This is a genomic window from Rhodococcus jostii NBRC 16295 (assembly GCF_001894825.1).
Lineage (GTDB): Bacteria > Actinomycetota > Actinomycetes > Mycobacteriales > Mycobacteriaceae > Rhodococcus_F > Rhodococcus_F jostii.
The window spans coordinates 255,566-272,683 of the sequence record NZ_BCWY01000003.1 but is presented as its reverse complement, the minus strand read 5'-3'; the positions used below and the strand labels follow the sequence as shown (position 1 = coordinate 272,683).

Sequence of the window (17,118 nt, the reverse complement as noted above, 5' to 3'; positions counted from 1 at the left end):
GAGTCGACCGCACGCTGCGTGGGTCGTTCGGCAGGGCGCAGTCGACAGATGACGGACTTTTCGGCTATTTCGGTGCGGATGCCTCGACGACCCTGAGCCAGTGCGCGTGGGTCTTCGCTGACCACTGTTCGCGGCGTCGCTGAAACAGCACAGCGCCATCGCGACCGATCCATTCTGGCAACAGTTCCTTGGGCAGTTGTGGATCAAGCCTCATGAACCGCTGTTGCAGACTGACCAGTTCGATGTAGGAAAGTAGCAGTTCATCGTCGTCGCGCGGCTCGGATGCGCCGTCCTGTGTGAGCAGTGTTCGGTAACTGTCGGCCAGGTCGGTCAGGTCCCACGCTCGATCGACGATCTCGTGGTTGCCCAGCCCTCCCGGGCGAAGATTGCCGGTGAGAATGAGTGCCGATTCGGACAGACCGAGCGTCGAAACCAATTCGCTCAGTTCTCGCGCCCTGTCGACATGCGGTGTAACCCACACTCCTGGAGTGGGATTGCCCATCCCCAGCCAGGTCAGACCTCCATTGAGCCGGTTACGAACCGAGTTCTTGCGTTGCGGCACCGTGATCGTCAGCACGAGCCATTCGCCGTCCCATGGCGTCGGTCCGTCAAGGAACGCATGCGACCGTTTGATGCCGTCGGCCGCCAACGCGCGACCGTGGTCTGCGAGATGCCAGCGCACCCCGCGACCGATGCGCTCACGTTCGATCCACTTGGCGGACGCGGCACGCGAGAGTAATTGCCGTGCGGCGTGATCCTCGATTCCCATGCCGCCGAGCACCTTCATCAGCGCGGCCGTCCAGGCGCCTTCTTCGGAGTCGTACAGAAATTCACCAATGACCGTCAACAGCATCGACCGCGCACTCGGCGGCGGCAGTGGCTGCTGAGCGAGTCGATTGGACACTATCAACGAATCCTCCTACTGTCTCGCAACAAATGTACTCACTTCGACCCGCGAGAAGAACTCGTAGGCCCCCAACTTGTCCTCCAACGACTCGATGTCGACGCTCCACGCCGACTCGGGCGTCAGCGTCACGGTGACTTCTCGGCGCAAACCGGTGTCATCGAGCGCGATATCACAGGCTACCTGCACCCGGCTCGAGCTCGAGACGACCTTGTGCACTTCCTCTTTCAGAGCAAGTGCTCGTAACGCGGGCTTCGATATTTTGCCGACCGGGGTCAACGGCAGCCGATCGAGCACCGTGACATGGACCGGAGTAGCCGCTTTCTCCTGTACATGTTCTCGGCAGAACTGCAACAGCTCGGTAGATTCGGCGACAGACCCCACCTTGAGCTGAACATAAGCGACCGGCATCTCCCCCTTCGCCGGGTCGGGCCGACCCACCGCAGCCACCATTTCGACCGCCGGATGCGAGCCCAGCGCCTCCTCGATATCACGGGGATCAATGTTGTGACCCCCACGAATGATCAGATCCTTGCTGCGCCCGGACACCCACACGAATCCGTCGTCGTCCACGGTGCCGAGGTCGCCCGTCCGTCCCCACACACTCCCTCCGGGCACACCGACCACTGAGAATCCGGCATCGAGATGCGCATCAAGATATCCAGGACTTACAGTCGGGCCACCGATCAGCAATTCTCCGTGCTCGCCCGGTTCGCAGTCGCGGCTCCACCGACCGTCGATGTCGAGGACGGCAGCGCGCACCTCAGAATGCGGCAAGGGCCGACCGGCCGAACCCGCGCGCGGTTCGACGCCATCGTTCGGGTGGCCCGTGATCGTGCCGTGAAACTCTGTGCCTCCCCAACATTCGCGCAACCATACTCCGAACCGGGCGTGAAACGCCCGGATCAGAGCAGTCGACACCGTGCTACCGCCGACGTTGAAGTCCGTCAACGTCGGCGGGCTGTTGGGTGCGGTCGCCGCGTTCAGAATCGCGAATGCCGTCGTCGGCGTGGCCATCGTCGACGTCATGCGGTATCGCTCGACGATGGCCCAGAAGTTCTCGACAACGTCCCGCGACCGGAAGCCTCCGGACGTCAATGTCAGCAGGGTCTGTCCGTAGACGACCGACCTCAGGGCGAGCGCGATGCTTCCGCCACAGTGAAAGTTCGGCATTCCGTGGCCGATGACAGTGTCTTCCTCGGAGCCCATCAGCGCTCCGACGTTCCACGCAATGACGAGCTGGCCCCACTGCGACATGCGCACCAACTTCGGCGCGCCCGTCGTACCGCCGGTGGGCATGACCATTGCATCCCGCTGGGGGTCGTCCTCGACATCCACGACGCGGCCACGATGTTCTGCCAACGCTGCGTTGAACGTACTGTTGTCACCGTCGACGAGAAGGACATCGTTCAGCGTCGGAACACTCGCGAGTACCGCACCCGCATCTACCCCGCGTTCCCGAAGGATTTCGCCGGTCGTGACCAGAACGGTCGCGGCAGTGCGATTCAATATAGTGACTAGCGAAGCCAGTTCCAGGAATGGGTTCAACGGCACGGCCGTGCCCACCCGTTGAGCACCCCAGGTGGCGAACAATCCCTCGGGTAACATCGGGACCATCACTGCGACCACACTCGGCGCACCCGCAGCACGCTCGAGGAACACCGATGCCGACGCATTCACGGCTATGAGCAGCTCGCGGTAGGTGACCTCTCGCGTGGGCGTCATGAAGTCCGGGGCTTCGAGGTGCAGGATCGCGCTCTTGTTCGGGTGCCGACGAGCCGATTCGGCAATACACGCGTGGATCGTCGCGCCGGGTAGCAGGTGCTCGTGCCGCTGCTGTTCCACGTCGAGAATGTCCTCGCGCGACCGGACCCGATGGCGCACCAATGGCCCCCGCACGCTGACCTCAGACAACGGAGATACCTCCGTTCACACTGATCACCTGTCCTGTGATTCTGCGCGAGAGCGGAGACGCAAGGAACAAAATCGCATTGGCCAGATCCTCGGGCTCGGTCAGACCCAGCTGAGCCTGCGAGACGATCTTGTCGAAGATCTTCTTGCTGAACTCGGCATTCATGGCCCGGTCGTACGATCCAGTGTTGACGATGAGCGACGGCGTCAGAACGTTGACGCGAACGCCGTACCTCTTGGCTTCGACGGCGAGCGTTTGCGAGAACGTCACGATCGCTGCCATCGCGGCACCGATTCCGGTCTCGCCGGGTGTCGGGACCTTCGCTGCATCGGAGGCGATCGAGATGATGGAGCCGTGTCCGAGAGAACGCATCACGGGAACGACGGCCCTGCTCATCAGGATCGGCCCGATTGCCTGCTGTACCAAAATATCGATCAACTTCTCGGGCTCGATGTCGTGGAGCAACGTGGGCTGGTACTGCGCGACAGTCGAATTGACGAGAATGTCGACTGCACCCAGATGCTCCTGCGCCTGCCGGACGACGTCGTCCGCTGCACCGGCCTCGTTGATATCCGCGGCGACGAACACTACGTCGCATTCGGGATTGGTCTCTCCGAGTCGAGCGAGTGCGTCCTTACCGCGAAGTTCGTTGCGGCCGACCAGTACCTGCTTCGTCGCTCCGGCGTCGGCGAAGTATCGCGCAGTGGCGAGACCCACGCCGGACGTCCCACCCGCAATGAGGACGCCTGAACCGGAGAAGTCGTATCCGCCCTGCGCGGACGGCTGCGGTATATCGGATGAGTGAGTCATTTAACGCTGCTCGTTTCCTTTGAAGAGGGCTGAGTTGACTCCGTGATCGCCGAGTTTTGTCGCGGAGCATAGATCTTGACGATGTAGATTGCACTGAATGCGCCCAGCGTGCACAGTGCGAGGCACAGCGCACTGACCGTCCAGACGCCGCCGGCGGTCGGCGCGAGAGCCGTGGCAACAAGCGGTGCGAAGCCGGCAACCAGTGCAGCCAGCTGCATTCCGAATGATCCTGCGGTGTATCGCACAGCGGCGGGCAGGCTCTCGACGACGAAGGCCGGGAAGATTCCGTTGACCACTGCGTGCCCGAGACCGGCAACGAGAATCAGCGAGACGAACACCAGAGCGAGGTTGCCGACGCCGAGCATTGCGAAGTAGAAGAACAGAAGTACGGCCTCGCTGAGCAGACCGAAGACGATGAGGCGACTTCGACCGACTCGATCGGAGAGTGCTCCCCACACCGGGTTCATGAGGACTACGACCAGCGTCGCCGCGGAGACGACCCACAGCATGCTCGTTCGCGGGATTCCCGACTGGTTGACGGCGTAACTGAGGCTGTACACGGTAATGACGTACCAGATGGACATCATCCCTGCCATGATGAACGTGATACCGAGGATCGTCATCGGGTGCTCGGACAGCGCGTCACGAATCGGATTGTGCTTGACCGCAGACGCGGTAGCACGGTCGGCCTGACTCTGCTTGAAGTCGGGTGTCTCGTCCAGACCGCGGCGGATCAGCATGCCGACGAGAACGATGACGGCACTGAGTAGGAATGGAATCCGCCAGCCCCACGAACTGAACCGATCATCCGGCATCAGAGTGACGATCGCGAACACGATCGTCGCGAGGAGGGTGCCACCCTGCGCGCCTGCGGTGGAAAAACTGCCATAGAAACCACGCTTGTTCTTCGGGGCGTGTTCGACCGAGATCAGGACCGCCCCGCCCAGTTCACCGCCGACCGCGAGTCCCTGCAGGACTCGTAGGACGACCAGCAGGACCGGGGCGAACGAACCGATCGAGTCGTATGTCGGCAGCAAACCGATGCACACGGTCGCCGTGCCCATCACGGAAATCGTGAGTAGCACTGCGGTCCGGCGACCGTACTTGTCACCGATGTAGCCGAACAGCAACCCGCCGAGTGGGCGAGCCACATATCCTGCGGCGAAGGTGGCGAAAGACAGCAGCAGTGCGACGTGCGTGCTGACGTCGCGGAAGAAGAGGTCGCCGAAGACGAGGGCTGCGGCAGTTCCATAGGCGACAAGGTCGTAGTACTCGATCGCCGATCCCGAGAAGGCAGCGAGAGACGCGCGTCGGGATGTGGTTTTCGATGGTTGCGTGACTATGTCGAGAGGCGGGGACGAAGACATTTCTTCTCCTGGAACTCTTGGAAGAGGACGGGTCGCGGCGCGATCGACCGCGGCATCGCTTGTGGGCCGAGCTGTGAATGGTACGACCATAAAGTGTGATGTGGATCTCGTCAAGGGGTATTTCACAGGAGTTCCGACGAGGTCCATTGGGCACCAGCATCTTCCACGTATTTCTACCCGCGGACCCAGTGACCGCACACCGCACTCACCTTTCACGACCTCAGGTCGCTCACCCTGACTTTGACCGCCCTACTCTCGCTACAGTACCCCACCTAGCTGCAACGTTGTACATTTTCCGACACATTTAGTTGCAAGTTGTGCAAATTGGATGCATGATCACTTCTGTCGGGTACGTCACAGCCGAACACACGTACCTGGGTCCAGCCCCATGAGCTACACGAGAGAAGGACGGGCGAGAAACATGCCGTCGACGTTCACACAGGCCATGCTCACCATGAGTGCCGTAGCCGATAGTCCGACCGACTATGTCGCACAGTGGAAAAGACGCACCGGGAGAAAAGCACTCGGAGTGTTTCCGATGAACTTCCCTTCCGAACTGGCGCACGCCGCAGGCGTACTTCCCGTGATCATCCAAGAAGACCGTGAGCCGATCACTGTCGGACGAAATCTGTTGGGCGAGTTCAACTGCGGGTACACCCGCAACGTCGCCGATCAGGCGGCACTCGGACGATTGGATGTCTACGACGGCTTCTTCCACGCGGACCACTGCATCCAGTTGCTGGGTGCAATCGATGTGGTGCGCGAGGACGAGTCGGACAAGCCTGTCTACTTCGGCCAATTGATGTCATCGATGAGTGATGATTGGGCCTTTCCGCAGGTATTGGGCAAGATGAAAGATTTTCGCAGCGAGCTCGAGAAGTTCGCGGATCGTACGATCTCCGACGCGGATCTCGCGCGAAGCATCGACATATTCGATACCAATCGTCGCTTGATGCGGGCAATCTTCGAGAACAGGCGCTCGGGCGATGCAGCGCTGACATCCGCCCAGCTCCAGGTTCTCGTCAAGTCCAGCATGATCATGGACAAGGAGGAGCACTCGGAATTGCTGCGCCAGGTGACTGCAGGCTTGAACTTCGTGCCCCGCAACGATCGCATCCGCGTGCACCTGTCCGGACACTTCTGCCACGCCCCGAAACCGGAACTGCTGGACCTCATCGAGGACTGCGGAGCCATCGTTGTCGATGACGATCTCTTCCACGGAACGCGGTACGTATCAACGGATATAGGCGCCATAGGCGACCCACTCGAAGCCCTCGCATCGGTGTACCTCCGGCGCAACACCGCCGTACCCTGCCCGACACGGGTTCAGCACGAAGCCGACTGGGATCGCTTCCTCGTCGATTCCGTCTACGCGAGCGGCGCGCAGGGCGTCATCGTGCTGATGGCGAAATTTTGCGAACCTCACATGCTCTTCTATCCCGAGCTACGGAAAGCATTGGAAGCCAAGTCGATTCCACTATTGCTGATCGAAACAGAACACGAGGGTCTGCCGATGGAATCCATCCGAACCCGAGTGGAAGCGCTGGTGGAGCGAATCAGACGCAAGCAACTGTCCACCGTCTAGCACCCACATCTACCTTCGGAGGAAACTACTGTGTCAGCATCCACGCTCGGCAATTCCAACAAGATAGTCATCCCGACCGCTACCAACATGGTGGGCGACTACTGGGAGAACCTGTTCACGGCGAAGGAACGCGGTAAGCAGGTGGTCTGGTACAACGGTTCAGCCGTGAACCCGATCTTCCAGGCCGCCGGCCTCGAGTGGTGCCACGGAGAAGCGTTCTCGGCACGCCTGGCCGCACAACAGCTCGAGAAGCCGGCTCAGCTCGCCGGGGAGGAGTACGGGTACATCGGTGAGTTGTGTTCATACGCGAGAACGCACCTCGGCTGTGCAGTACTCACCAAACAGGCAAGGTCCGAGGACGAGAACGGCATCGTCGGTCTTGTGGACCAACAGCAGCTCGCCTCACGCCTGCCTGCACCTGACTTCTTCGTCAATGCGTACGCGGGATGCAGCACCGGCCAGCAGTGGGACGAAATTTCGTATCGCGTCTTCGGTAAACAGGTGCCGATCTTCAATGTCTCCCTCCCCTTCCTGCCGAGCAACAAGCCCGACGCCGGCTACCTTCGCGGTGAGGAGTGGGAGCAGGCGTCGCGTTATGTGGCCGATCAACTGCACAAGCTCATCGCTTTCCTGGAGACGATGACAGGCCGACCATTCGACTGGGATGCCCTACGACAGAACATGTCCTACATCAAGCGCGCCTCGGAACTGCGGCGCGAAGCAATGGCGCTGTGCCGCGCCGCCCCGACACCGGCCACCTACTGGGACTGGATCGCCAGCATCGCGCACATCAACTTCATGCCCGCCGGGCCGGAACTGGTCCAGTACTTCGCCGACGTCAAAGCCGAAGTGCAGTACCGTCTCGACCACGCCATCCCCGGCGTCCGCAACGAGCGCTACCGTCTGTACTTCGACGGCATCATGAACTGGAACAAGCTCGGCTGGCTGTCGCGCAAGTTCGCCGACGCCGATGTCGCCGTGGTATGCGGAAGGTACACGCACAATGCGTTCTGGCAAGAACCGCACCTCATCGACACGGACGATCCGATTCTCGGAATGGCTCAGCATTATCTGCTGTGCCCGACGAACCACGGCGTAAAGACGCTCAAGCACCTCACCAACCGCGACTGCGTCGACTACGGAATCGATGGAATCGTCTTCCACGCCTCCCGTACCTGCCGCGCGTTCACCAACCCACAGCATCTGCTCGCGAAGTCGGCGCAGAAAGAACTCGGCATCCCTTCTATGTTCTTCGAAGGTGACGTCGCCGACGCGTCGTTCTACAAGGACGAGATCCTCGAAAGCCGGCTGGCAGCCATGCTTGAAGGCATCGACGTTCGCCGAAGCCGGGTCTGATCGACGTGACGGATTACTTCATGGGCGTCGACCTGGGATCGACGTCCGCCAAAGCCGTCATCCTCGACGAGTCCGGAGCATTCCTGGGCGCGAGCGCCATCCAGATGGGGGCCGTGAGCCGAGCCGGAATGCGTCGGGCCATCGACGACGCACTCGACCGGGCCTCTGTGACGCTGTCGCAGCTCACGGCCACCATCAGCACCGGCTACGGTCGCAGACTCGTCCCGGACACCGGGCGCACGTTCACCGAGATCACCTGTCACGCGCGCGGTGTGGCAGCACTGTGCCCGGGTGTCCGATTGATCGTCGACATCGGTGGGCAGGACAGCAAGGTCATCGCCGTGGACGAAGATGGGCTCGTCGACGACTTCGCGATGAACGACCGATGTGCCAGCGGCACAGGGCGATTCTTCGAGGTACTCGCGAGGGCGATCGAATGCGAGGTCGACGAACTGGCCGGCCTCGCCATGGCGGGTGACAAGAACCTGGAGGTCAGCAGCATGTGCGCAACCTTCGCCGAAACCGAGATCGTGTCGTTGCTCGCAAGCGGGTCCGAGCGGACAGACATTGCCGCTTCCGTTCACCGAGCGGTGTCGGCTCGGACACTCGGTTTGATTGCTCAGGTAGGCAAGAAGACACCGGTGGTGATGACAGGTGGGGTCGCGAAGAATGCTGCGGCTGTTCACTTCTTGAGCTCGGCACTGGGGGTCCGCGTCGACGTGCCGCCGGACCCGCAGATCACCGGGGCCTACGGTGCAGCGCTTCTCGCGCTCGAGACGTCCGGCACCGTGGTTTCACGACCGGACGTCGAGCTCTCGCCTGCCGGACAGACTGCGCACTCGTGCGGGAACTGTGATGGCTCGACCGAACTGCACATGCCGACCGTACGGATGTCATGACGCGGCCACAATCAGCCCGCTGAACAGACCATCGCCGCTCCAGGACACCTCGGCGATCGAGTTCTGTCCCCCGATGTAGGGAGACTTGTGAAGCATACGCGAAACTCTTTCTGCAGGATCTGCATCAATCACTGTTCGATACTCGTCGACGTCGACGACGGGGTCGCCACCGCAATCCACGGGAACAGCCGCAATCAGGTGTACGGCGGCTACACCTGTGTCAAAGGACGATCACAGCACGAATACCTCCGCCACTCCGATCGTCTCCTGCACTCGTTGGTGCGGACACCTGACGGCCACGTTCGACTCCCGGCCGAAAAGGCAATGGACGAGATCGCCGCCACACTCGCGGACATCCGCGAGCGCCACGGGCCTCGGGCGATCGCCAGTTACGCAGTCGATCATGTCCGGTCTGCTGACAATCTCTCCGCGCAAGTCCTTGCTCCGTGTTCGGAGGTTGCAATCCCAAGCCGACTCCAGGTCGGCGGCATCAGTGAGCGCCACCGAATTGTCATTGATTGATGGTATCCGTCGGTGTCTGCCAGACCACCGCGGCCGCCCCGGTGGTGGCTCCGTCTGCAAGGTCAGACCACCGACTGCGCCAGCCCTGCCGCGCGGTGGGCGGCGTCGAGGAATGAACGCACGAGTGCGCCGTCGCGGTAGTACTCGTCGCCGACTCCGGCGACGGCTCGGCGACGCCCGTACTCGTACAGCACGGCCAGTTTCCACAAGGCCAGAGCCGTGTACCAGTGCAGGTTCGACAGGTCGGCGCCGGTGGCGGCCGCGTACCGCTGCGCCAGTTCGTCGCGGGTAGGGTAGCCGTCCTCGAGCACCGCGATGCCGAGGTCCTCGGTCGGTGTGCGCTGTTCGCCGGCGACGGGGTACGACGCGAGGAAGTAGCCGAGATCGAACAGGGGGTCACCGATCGTCGCGAGCTCCCAGTCCAGCACTGCGGCAATACGTCCCGGCGCGTCCGGGGCGAGGATGACGTTGCCGATGCGGTAGTCGTTGTGGATGATCGCCGCCCCGGATTCGGCGGGCACGTTGGCCCCGAGCCACACGTCGATGTCCGCGAACTCCGGCGGCGGTGTCCCGTCCTCGGCTGCCACCAACCTGCCCATGCGGCGTAGGTGACGTTCGTTGAATCCGTCCGGACGGCCCAGATCGCCCAATCCGGCGGCCTGCCAGTCCACCGCGTGCAGTGCGGCGAGGGTGTCGATCAACGCCTCACCGATCCGGCGGCGGTCCGCGGGCGCGCTCAACGCCGGTGGTGTCTCGATGGTGACCACCGGACCGGCGACGTAGTCCATCACGTAGAACGGAACATCGAGAACGTCACCGGTCTGACCGACGGCGAGGACGTCCGCCACCGGCACGCCGCTGCCCGCGAGGCCGCCGACGAGACGCGCCTCCCGCAGCATGTCGTGGGCGCCCGGCGGAACCGGCGGAGGCGGCGGTCGGCGGACGATCACCTGACGGACCCCGTCGGACACGAGGAACGTCAGATTGGAATGCCCGTCGCCGATCCGGGCGGTCGTCAGCGGGCCCTCGGTGATCCCACGGTCGCGCAGGAACGACTCCAGCGCACCGAGCGTGTCGGGTGTCCACTCCCAGGTCATGTGCTCGCCTCCATCCATCTCGTCATTCGTCGACTCCTACTGCCCGGTGAAGCGCGGCGCCCGCTTCTCCTTGAATGCGGCGAGCGCCTCCGGCATGTCGGCGCACCGGGTGAGCAGCGCCTGCCCCCGGTTCTCCAACTCCAGCGCGGCCGCGTACGAGGTCACTTCCTGGTTCCGCTGCAGCGCACGCTTCGACATCCGGACGCCGCCCGGGGAGTTCGACGCGATCGCCTCGGCCACCGCGACGGCCTCGTCGAACAGGTCTTCGCTCGGCACCACCCGGTTCGCCAGCCCGATCCGGGCGGCCTCCTCGGCACCGACGAAACGCGCCGTGTACGCGATCTCCGCGGCCCTGCCCGGCCCGACGAGCCGGGTCAGCTGCCACGACGTGCCGAGTTCGCCGACGGACAGTCCGACCTTGACGAACGCCGCGTTGAACTTCGCAGTGGGAGCGACGAGTCGGATGTCGGCGGCGAGCGCCAACGCCATGCCGCCACCGGACGCGGCACCGTGGATCGCCGCGATCACCGGGAAGGGCAGGTGGTGCAGCGCCGCCAGCCCACCGGTCGCGGTCTCCTGGAATCTCAGGAACTCGCGCACACCCATTTCGGTGATCACGCTGATCTCGTCGAGGTCGAAGCCCGCGCAGAACACCCGGTCCCCCGCACCCCGGATGATCAGGGCCCGCGCATCGGTGTCGCGCAAGGCGTAGGCGACGGTGTTGAACTCCTCGAACATCTTCACAGTCATCGAGTTCATCCGGTCGGGCCGGTCGATCGTGAGGACGACGATCTTGCCCTCGAGCACCTCGAGGGCGAGGGTTTCCAGCTGGGGCGGCGCGTAGTTGCTCAGCACCGCTGTAGTCTCCCGCGTTTCCGTCTGAGTCATGTGGATCACCGTCCCGTGAACTGGGGGCTGCGCTTTTCCTTGAACGCGGCCAGGGCTTCGGGCATGTCGTCGCCGCGGGTGAGCAGCGCCTGCCCGCGGTTCTCGAGTTCGAGCGCGGCGGCGTACGAGGACACTTCCATGTTCGCGTGCAGCGCACGCTTCGACAGCTGCACTCCGGCAGGCGAATTCGCACAGATGAGGCGGGCCATCGCGAGTGCCTCGTCGAGCAGCGACTCTGCCGGAACGACCGCGTTCAGCAGTCCGAGGGACTCGGCCTCGACGGCCTCGATGAAGCGGCCCGTGTAGGCGAATTCCGCTGCCCGCGCCGGACCGATGAGCCGGGGCAGGTGCCACGACGCACCCAGGTCGCCGGCGGACAGGCCGATCCGCACGAACGCCGCGTTGAACCGCGCCGCCGGCGAGCCGATCCGGATGTCGGCGGCGAGGGACAGCGACAGTCCACCGCCCGCGGCCGCACCGTTGACCGCCGCGATGACCGGGACCCGGATGCTGCGGATCGCCGAGAGCGCCCGCGCGGCCAGTTCCTGCTGGTCGAGCATGCCCATCGGCGTCATCGACGACAGCCCGTCGGCATCGTCGAGGTCGAATCCACCGCAGAATGCCTTACCGGCGCCGGTGAGGATCACGACTCGCAGGTCGTGCTCGTGATCGAGTTGCAGCGCCACCTTCTCCAGTTCGACGAACATGGTGTTCGTCATCGAGTTCATCCGTTCGGGGCGATTCAACGTTACTACGGCGATGCCGGGTTCCGGCCGCTCGAGCGTGAACGTTTCCCATGTCGTGGGCTCGGTCACGAGTTCACTCCTTCTCAGTTCGACGATCCCAGGTGATCGCCGCAAGTGTCGTGGTGGTCCGGACGCCGAGCGCCCGGCAGTTCAGGTCGCCGCGGCGGCCTCGCGCACCGCACCCGAGCGCAGCCAGTCATCGACGCGGTCGGAGTCGATTCCCCAGTGGGTGAGGATCTCGGTGGTGTGTTCGCCCGGCATCGGCGGACAGCGATCCACCGTGGCTGCCGTGCGGCTGAACCGCGGCGCCGGCGCGGGCTGGACGAGTCCGTCGACCTCGACGAACGCGCCGCGGGCGACGTGGTGGGGGTGCGACGGCGCCTCGTCGACGTCGAGGACGGGCGCGATGCACGGCGTCAGGCCCTCTGCGGCGTCGAGCCATTCCGCGAGCGTGCGGCTGCGCACGGCGTCGGCGAAGATCTTCTTCATCTGCGGCCATTGCGAGCGGTCGTTCTGGTCCGGCAGGTCATCGGGCAATTCCAGCAGCGCGACGAGGTCCGCGTAGAAGTGTGGTTCCATCGCGCCAACGGCCAGCCACTTGCCGTCTGCGGTCTCGTAGGCGTCGTAGTAGGGCGCACCGCTGTCGACGATGTTCGTGCCGCGTTCGCCCCACACCCCGGTCTGCGCGAACCCGAAGAAGGGTGTCGCGAGGAGCGCGGCGCCCTCGACCATCGCGGCGTCGACCACCTGCCCGAGGCCCGAGTGTTGTCTTTCGAACAGAGCGGACACCACGCCCAGTGCGAGAAGCATTCCTCCGCCACCGAAGTCACCGATCAGACTGAGCGGCGGGGTGGGCGGCTGACCGTGACGCCCGATCAGCGACAGGGCTCCGCTCAGTGCCACGTAGTTGATGTCGTGGCCGACGTGCTGAGCGAGCGGCCCGTCCTGCCCGAAACCGGTCATGCGGCCGTAGATCAGCCGTGAATTGCGCTGCGCGCAGTCGTCCGGTCCGATGCCGAGTCGCTCGGCAACCCCGGGGCGGAAACCCTCGATCAGGACGTCGGCATCCTCCACGAGCGACAGCACCACCGCGGCACCGTCGGAATGCTTGAGGTCTACGGCGAGCGAGCGGCGTCCGCGGTGCAGCAATTCCGTCCGAAAGTCGGCGTTCGGCCCCACGAGCCCCGAACCGGTGGCGCGGTCCACGCGAATAACGTCGGCACCCAGATCGGCAAGGAGCATGGCGCAGAAGGGGCCCGGTCCGATCGAGCCGATCTCGACCACCTTCAGCCCCGACAGCGGCCCGGTGAACGAGCGTTTCGCGGTGTCACGCACGATCTACCCGCCTCCCGTCGATCTTTGGTCTGATAATAATACCTTGAAACGGTTCGCGGAGGAATCCCCTGACACGACGCTCAGGAGAAGCGCGGAGCGCGCTTCTCCAGGAAGGCGGTGATGCCCTCTTTCGCCTCTCCGTTCTCGAACAGGTCCTGCTCCTGCGCCACCTCGAATCGGAAGCCCTCCTCGATCGGCGTGTCGAACGACGCGTCGACCGTGCGGATGACGGCGCGCTGCGCGGGCAGCGACATCGTGCACAACTCGGCCGCGAGAGCCTGCGCCGCATCCGTTGCGGCGCCGGCGTCGACCAGACGGTCGATCAGGCCGATCGCGTGCGCCTCGGCGGCGAGGACCTGACGGGCGCTCAGCATGATGTCGAGCGCACGACCGCGGCCCACGAGGCGCGGAAGTCGCTGCGTACCACCGGCTCCGGGAATCAGCCCCAGCTTCACCTCGGGCAGTCCGAACTTCGCGTCAGCCCCGCCGACCCGCAGCGTGCAGGCCATGGCGAGTTCGAGGCCGCCTCCGAGCGCGAGGCCGTCCACGGCGGCGATCGTGATGCGGTCGGCCGACGCCAGCCGGTCGAGCGCCCCACGGAGTCGATCGCCGTACGCGGTGAAGGACTCCGCGTCCACGGACGACATGTGCTTGATGTCGGCGCCGGCCGCGAAGAAGCCGGGAATGTCCGAGCGGACGACGAGCACCTTCACCGAACCGTCGGCGTCCGCCGCGTCGAGTGCGGCGTTCACACCGTCGATGATGGGCAGGCCCAGCGCGTTCGCGGGGCGGCGTTGCAGCGTGATCGTCATGACCCCAGCTTCGACGTCGCTCCACGTGACTGCGGGCGTTGTGGTTTCCGACATGCACACCATCCTTCTCGGTCCTGGCTTACGTGAGCGGCAAAGCGTGCGCCGGCACACCGCGCCACTCACGTGAGGTATTGACCCAACCATACTAATTGTCGGACCGAAATGGAAGATCAGGGCCGACGCGGGAACTTCTCGAACTCCGGTCGCCGCTTGGCCTTGTACGCCTCCCGGCCTTCCTTCGCCTCGTCCGTCGAGTAGAAAAGCAGATTCGCATCGTGAGCGAGCTGCTGAATGCCGGCCATGCCATCCTCCGCGGCATTGAAGCTCGCCTTCATCAACCGCAGCGCGAACGGTGAGAGCTGGAGCATCTCGCGGCACCACTGCACGGTTTCCCGCTCCAGGTCGGCAAGGGGGACAACGGTGTTGACCAATCCCATCTCGCGGGCCTGCTCGGCGTCGTACTGACGGCACAGGAACCAGATCTCCTTGGCCTTCTTCACCCCGACGAGCTCGGCGAGCAACCCCGCGCCGTAGCCACCGTCGAACGAACCGACCTTGGGGCCGACCTGACCGAACCGGGCGTTGTCCGCTGCGATGGAGAGGTCGCAGACCAGGTGCAGGATGTGACCGCCGCCGATCGCGTAGCCGGCGACCATGGCCACCAACGGCTTCGGAAGGCGCCGGATCTGAATTTGCAGATCGGTGACGTGGAAACGGCCGACACCGCCCGCCTTGCCCGGCTCGGTGAGATAACCGGTGTCGCCGCGCACCCGCTGGTCGCCGCCCGAGCAGAACGCGTCCGGCCCCTCACCCGTCAGCACGATGACACCGATCGACGAGTCCTCGCGGGCATCGACCAGCGCCTCGGAGATCTCCATCAGCGTCTGCGGACGGAACGCGTTGCGCACCTCCGGCCGGCAGATCGTGACCTTCGCGATCCCGTCGCCGCTGTGCTCGTACCGGATGTCCTCGAACTCACCGACCGCTGTCCAGGACACGAATTCCGTTGAATCACCGTTGTTCGTCATGAAGCGATCATAGGCACACACGCAAACGATCGTTACCGTCCGGACTCCGCGAATGCCGAAGGTGCGGCCCGGAAACCGAGCCGCACCTTCGTATCCGTGTATCCGAGTATCCGTCAGGACATCGTCAGGCCACCGCTGACGGACAGGGTCTGGCCGGTCACGAATTCTGCGGCGTCGGAGGCGAAGTACGCCACCGCGGCACCGATGTCCTCCGCCTGGCCCAGCCGCTTCATCGGCACGGCGCGGGTCATGCCGCCGATCACCTTGTCGGCGTCCTGGCCGGAGGTATCCGCGAACTTGCGCAGTGCGGGAGTGTCGGTCGGGCCGGGGCACACGGTGTTCGCGGTGACGCCCTTGGTCGCGACCTCCCGGGCGAGGGTCTTGGTGAAGGCGATGATGCCGCCCTTGGCACCCGAGTAGACGGCCTCGAGCGACGAGCCGACGCGACCGGCGTCCGACCCGATGTTGATGACCCGGCCGAAACCGCGCTCGACCATGCCCGGGACCGTCGCCTGGATCACCCGTAGCTGGCCCTTGAAGTTGATGTCGAGGATCCGATCCCAGAACGCCTCGTCCGTCTTCAGGAACGGCATGAAGTCGTCCCAGCCGGCGTTGTTCACGACGATTTCGACCGGGCCGAACTGCTCGGCGACCTGCTTCACCGCGGCCTGCACGGACGCGGTGTCGGTGACGTCGACGGGCACGGCGATCGCCTGTCCGCCGGCGTCGCGGATACCGGCGGCGGTCTCCTCGGCGACCTCCAGGTTGAGGTCGGCGACCGCCACGCGGAAGCCCGCGGCCCCGAGGGCGTCGGAAATGCCCTTGCCGATGCCCTGTGCACCGCCCGTCACGAATGCGACTCGATTACTCATGTTCTTCTCCGTCTTGTGTGTTCGTGGTGAAGTGATGTCGAAAACTGTCAGCGCAGGCTCGAGGCCCATTCGATCGGGCCCGCAATGATCGAGTGACTGGTGAGCTTGCGGCCGAGCACTGTCTGCGCTTCCCGCGCCGCGTCGATGACGCGGGGAAGGTCGAGACCGGTCTCGACCCCCATCTCGTGGAACATGCTCACCAGGTCCTCGGTGGCGATGTTCCCGGTCGAGCCCACCGGAACCGGGCAGCCACCCAGTTCACCGAAGCTCGATTCGAAGCTCGCACATCCGGCCTCGAGCGCGGCGTACGCGTTTGCGAGACCCTGTCCGCGAGTGTTGTGGAAGTGGGCGGTGACCTCGACGCCGGGCAGTCGTTCGAGCGCGGCGGTGAAGAACTCCGACGCATACGCCGGGTTGCACATTCCCGTCGTGTCGCCGAAACCGATCTCGGTGGCACCGGCCTCGGCGAATCGTTCGGCCAGGTCGAGCACACGGGTCAAGTCGACCTTGCCCTCGAACGGGCAGCCGAACGACGTCGCGATCACGGCGGCGCAGTCGAGGCCCTCCGCGACGATCCGCTTGGCCATGACGTCGTTGTCGGCCATGGTCTCGTCGACGGTGCGGTTGACATTCTTCTTGTTGTGGGTCTCCGACGCACTGACGAAGATCGCGACCTCGTGGAACTTGTCGCGCACCTTCAGCGCGTTGTCCAGGCCCTTACTGTTGGGAACGAGGACCATCAGCCTCGTCTCGTCCGGCACCTCGATACGCGACAGGACCTCGACCCCGTCCGCGAGTTGCGGGATCACGTCGGGTCGCACGAAACTGGCGACCTCGATCCGGGTGAATCCCGCCCGCCCCAGTGCATTGATCAACCGCACCTTGTCGTCGGTAGGGATGTGCTCCGGCTCGTTCTGGAAACCGTCACGCGGTCCGACCTCCCGAATGTGAACCTGCTGGGGACGCGTCATGGCGTCGACTCCTT

General features: G+C 64.2%; 16 protein-coding genes. 4 read left to right on the top strand and 12 right to left on the bottom strand.

Going from position 1 to position 17,118, the window contains the following annotated elements; genetic code table 11:
- Positions 1 to 64 precede the first annotated feature (64 nt).
- Genes RJ1_RS04015 through RJ1_RS04000 form a run of 4 tightly spaced genes read right to left on the bottom strand, consistent with a single transcriptional unit; the run spans position 65 to position 4,993 of the window.
- Positions 65 to 904 (bottom strand): PaaX family transcriptional regulator, encoded by an 840-nt coding sequence (locus RJ1_RS04015; RefSeq protein ID WP_240319795.1) that lies wholly within the window; start codon positions 902 to 904, stop codon positions 65 to 67.
- A gap of 15 nt (positions 905 to 919) precedes the next feature.
- Positions 920 to 2,818, bottom strand: a complete 1,899-nt coding sequence (locus RJ1_RS04010) for an AMP-binding protein (RefSeq protein ID WP_255284866.1) — start codon at positions 2,816 to 2,818, stop codon at positions 920 to 922.
- Positions 2,811 to 3,626: an SDR family NAD(P)-dependent oxidoreductase gene (locus tag RJ1_RS04005; protein ID WP_073358656.1), complete on the bottom strand. Its 816-nt coding sequence runs from the start codon at positions 3,624 to 3,626 to the stop codon at positions 2,811 to 2,813. Before RJ1_RS04005 ends, RJ1_RS04010 begins: the two co-directional genes overlap by 8 nt.
- On the bottom strand, positions 3,623 to 4,993 hold the full coding sequence (locus RJ1_RS04000; protein ID WP_073358653.1) for an MFS transporter: 1,371 nt from the start codon (positions 4,991 to 4,993) through the stop codon (positions 3,623 to 3,625). Before RJ1_RS04000 ends, RJ1_RS04005 begins: the two co-directional genes overlap by 4 nt.
- Before the next feature lie 421 nt (positions 4,994 to 5,414).
- On the opposite strand from RJ1_RS04000, the gene RJ1_RS03995 reads away from it, so the two are divergent.
- From RJ1_RS03995 to RJ1_RS48775, 4 genes are all read left to right on the top strand, one after another.
- Positions 5,415 to 6,578 carry a 2-hydroxyacyl-CoA dehydratase subunit D gene (locus RJ1_RS03995; protein ID WP_073358651.1) on the top strand — a complete coding sequence of 388 codons (1,164 nt, stop codon included), beginning with the start codon at positions 5,415 to 5,417 and terminating at the stop codon, positions 6,576 to 6,578.
- Positions 6,579 to 6,608: 30 nt separating this feature from the next.
- Positions 6,609 to 7,934, top strand: a complete 1,326-nt coding sequence (locus RJ1_RS03990; RefSeq protein ID WP_083400527.1) for a 2-hydroxyacyl-CoA dehydratase subunit D — start codon at positions 6,609 to 6,611, stop codon at positions 7,932 to 7,934.
- A gap of 20 nt (positions 7,935 to 7,954) precedes the next feature.
- The gene (locus RJ1_RS03985; protein ID WP_073358648.1) at positions 7,955 to 8,833 is read left to right on the top strand and encodes an acyl-CoA dehydratase activase; all 879 of its coding nucleotides are present in this window, start codon (positions 7,955 to 7,957) and stop codon (positions 8,831 to 8,833) included.
- Positions 8,834 to 8,920: 87 nt separating this feature from the next.
- Positions 8,921 to 9,355, top strand: a complete 435-nt coding sequence (locus RJ1_RS48775; RefSeq protein ID WP_073358646.1) for a hypothetical protein — start codon at positions 8,921 to 8,923, stop codon at positions 9,353 to 9,355.
- 62 nt (positions 9,356 to 9,417) lie between these two features.
- Here the strand turns inward: RJ1_RS48775 and RJ1_RS03975 are convergent, their stop codons facing one another.
- From RJ1_RS03975 to RJ1_RS03940, 8 genes are all read right to left on the bottom strand, one after another.
- Positions 9,418 to 10,452 (bottom strand): phosphotransferase family protein, encoded by a 1,035-nt coding sequence (locus RJ1_RS03975; RefSeq protein ID WP_073358690.1) that lies wholly within the window; start codon positions 10,450 to 10,452, stop codon positions 9,418 to 9,420.
- A gap of 36 nt (positions 10,453 to 10,488) precedes the next feature.
- The gene (locus RJ1_RS03970; RefSeq protein WP_073358689.1) at positions 10,489 to 11,340 is read right to left on the bottom strand and encodes an enoyl-CoA hydratase/isomerase family protein; all 852 of its coding nucleotides are present in this window, start codon (positions 11,338 to 11,340) and stop codon (positions 10,489 to 10,491) included.
- Positions 11,341 to 11,345: 5 nt separating this feature from the next.
- Positions 11,346 to 12,155, bottom strand: a complete 810-nt coding sequence (locus RJ1_RS03965) for an enoyl-CoA hydratase/isomerase family protein (protein ID WP_073358644.1) — start codon at positions 12,153 to 12,155, stop codon at positions 11,346 to 11,348.
- An 81-nt stretch (positions 12,156 to 12,236) separates the two neighbouring features.
- Entirely contained in the window at positions 12,237 to 13,424 is a 1,188-nt protein-coding gene (locus RJ1_RS03960; RefSeq protein ID WP_073358642.1) for a CaiB/BaiF CoA transferase family protein, read from the bottom strand.
- A 77-nt stretch (positions 13,425 to 13,501) separates the two neighbouring features.
- Positions 13,502 to 14,287, bottom strand: a complete 786-nt coding sequence (locus tag RJ1_RS03955) for an enoyl-CoA hydratase-related protein (protein ID WP_073358639.1) — start codon at positions 14,285 to 14,287, stop codon at positions 13,502 to 13,504.
- A 116-nt stretch (positions 14,288 to 14,403) separates the two neighbouring features.
- Positions 14,404 to 15,261: a 1,4-dihydroxy-2-naphthoyl-CoA synthase gene (menB, locus tag RJ1_RS03950; RefSeq protein WP_073358637.1), complete on the bottom strand. Its 858-nt coding sequence runs from the start codon at positions 15,259 to 15,261 to the stop codon at positions 14,404 to 14,406.
- Between the two features lie 113 nt (positions 15,262 to 15,374).
- On the bottom strand, positions 15,375 to 16,133 hold the full coding sequence (locus RJ1_RS03945) for an SDR family NAD(P)-dependent oxidoreductase (RefSeq protein WP_007299653.1): 759 nt from the start codon (positions 16,131 to 16,133) through the stop codon (positions 15,375 to 15,377).
- A 47-nt stretch (positions 16,134 to 16,180) separates the two neighbouring features.
- The gene (locus tag RJ1_RS03940; RefSeq protein WP_073358635.1) at positions 16,181 to 17,104 is read right to left on the bottom strand and encodes a hydroxymethylglutaryl-CoA lyase; all 924 of its coding nucleotides are present in this window, start codon (positions 17,102 to 17,104) and stop codon (positions 16,181 to 16,183) included.
- Positions 17,105 to 17,118 lie beyond the last annotated feature (14 nt).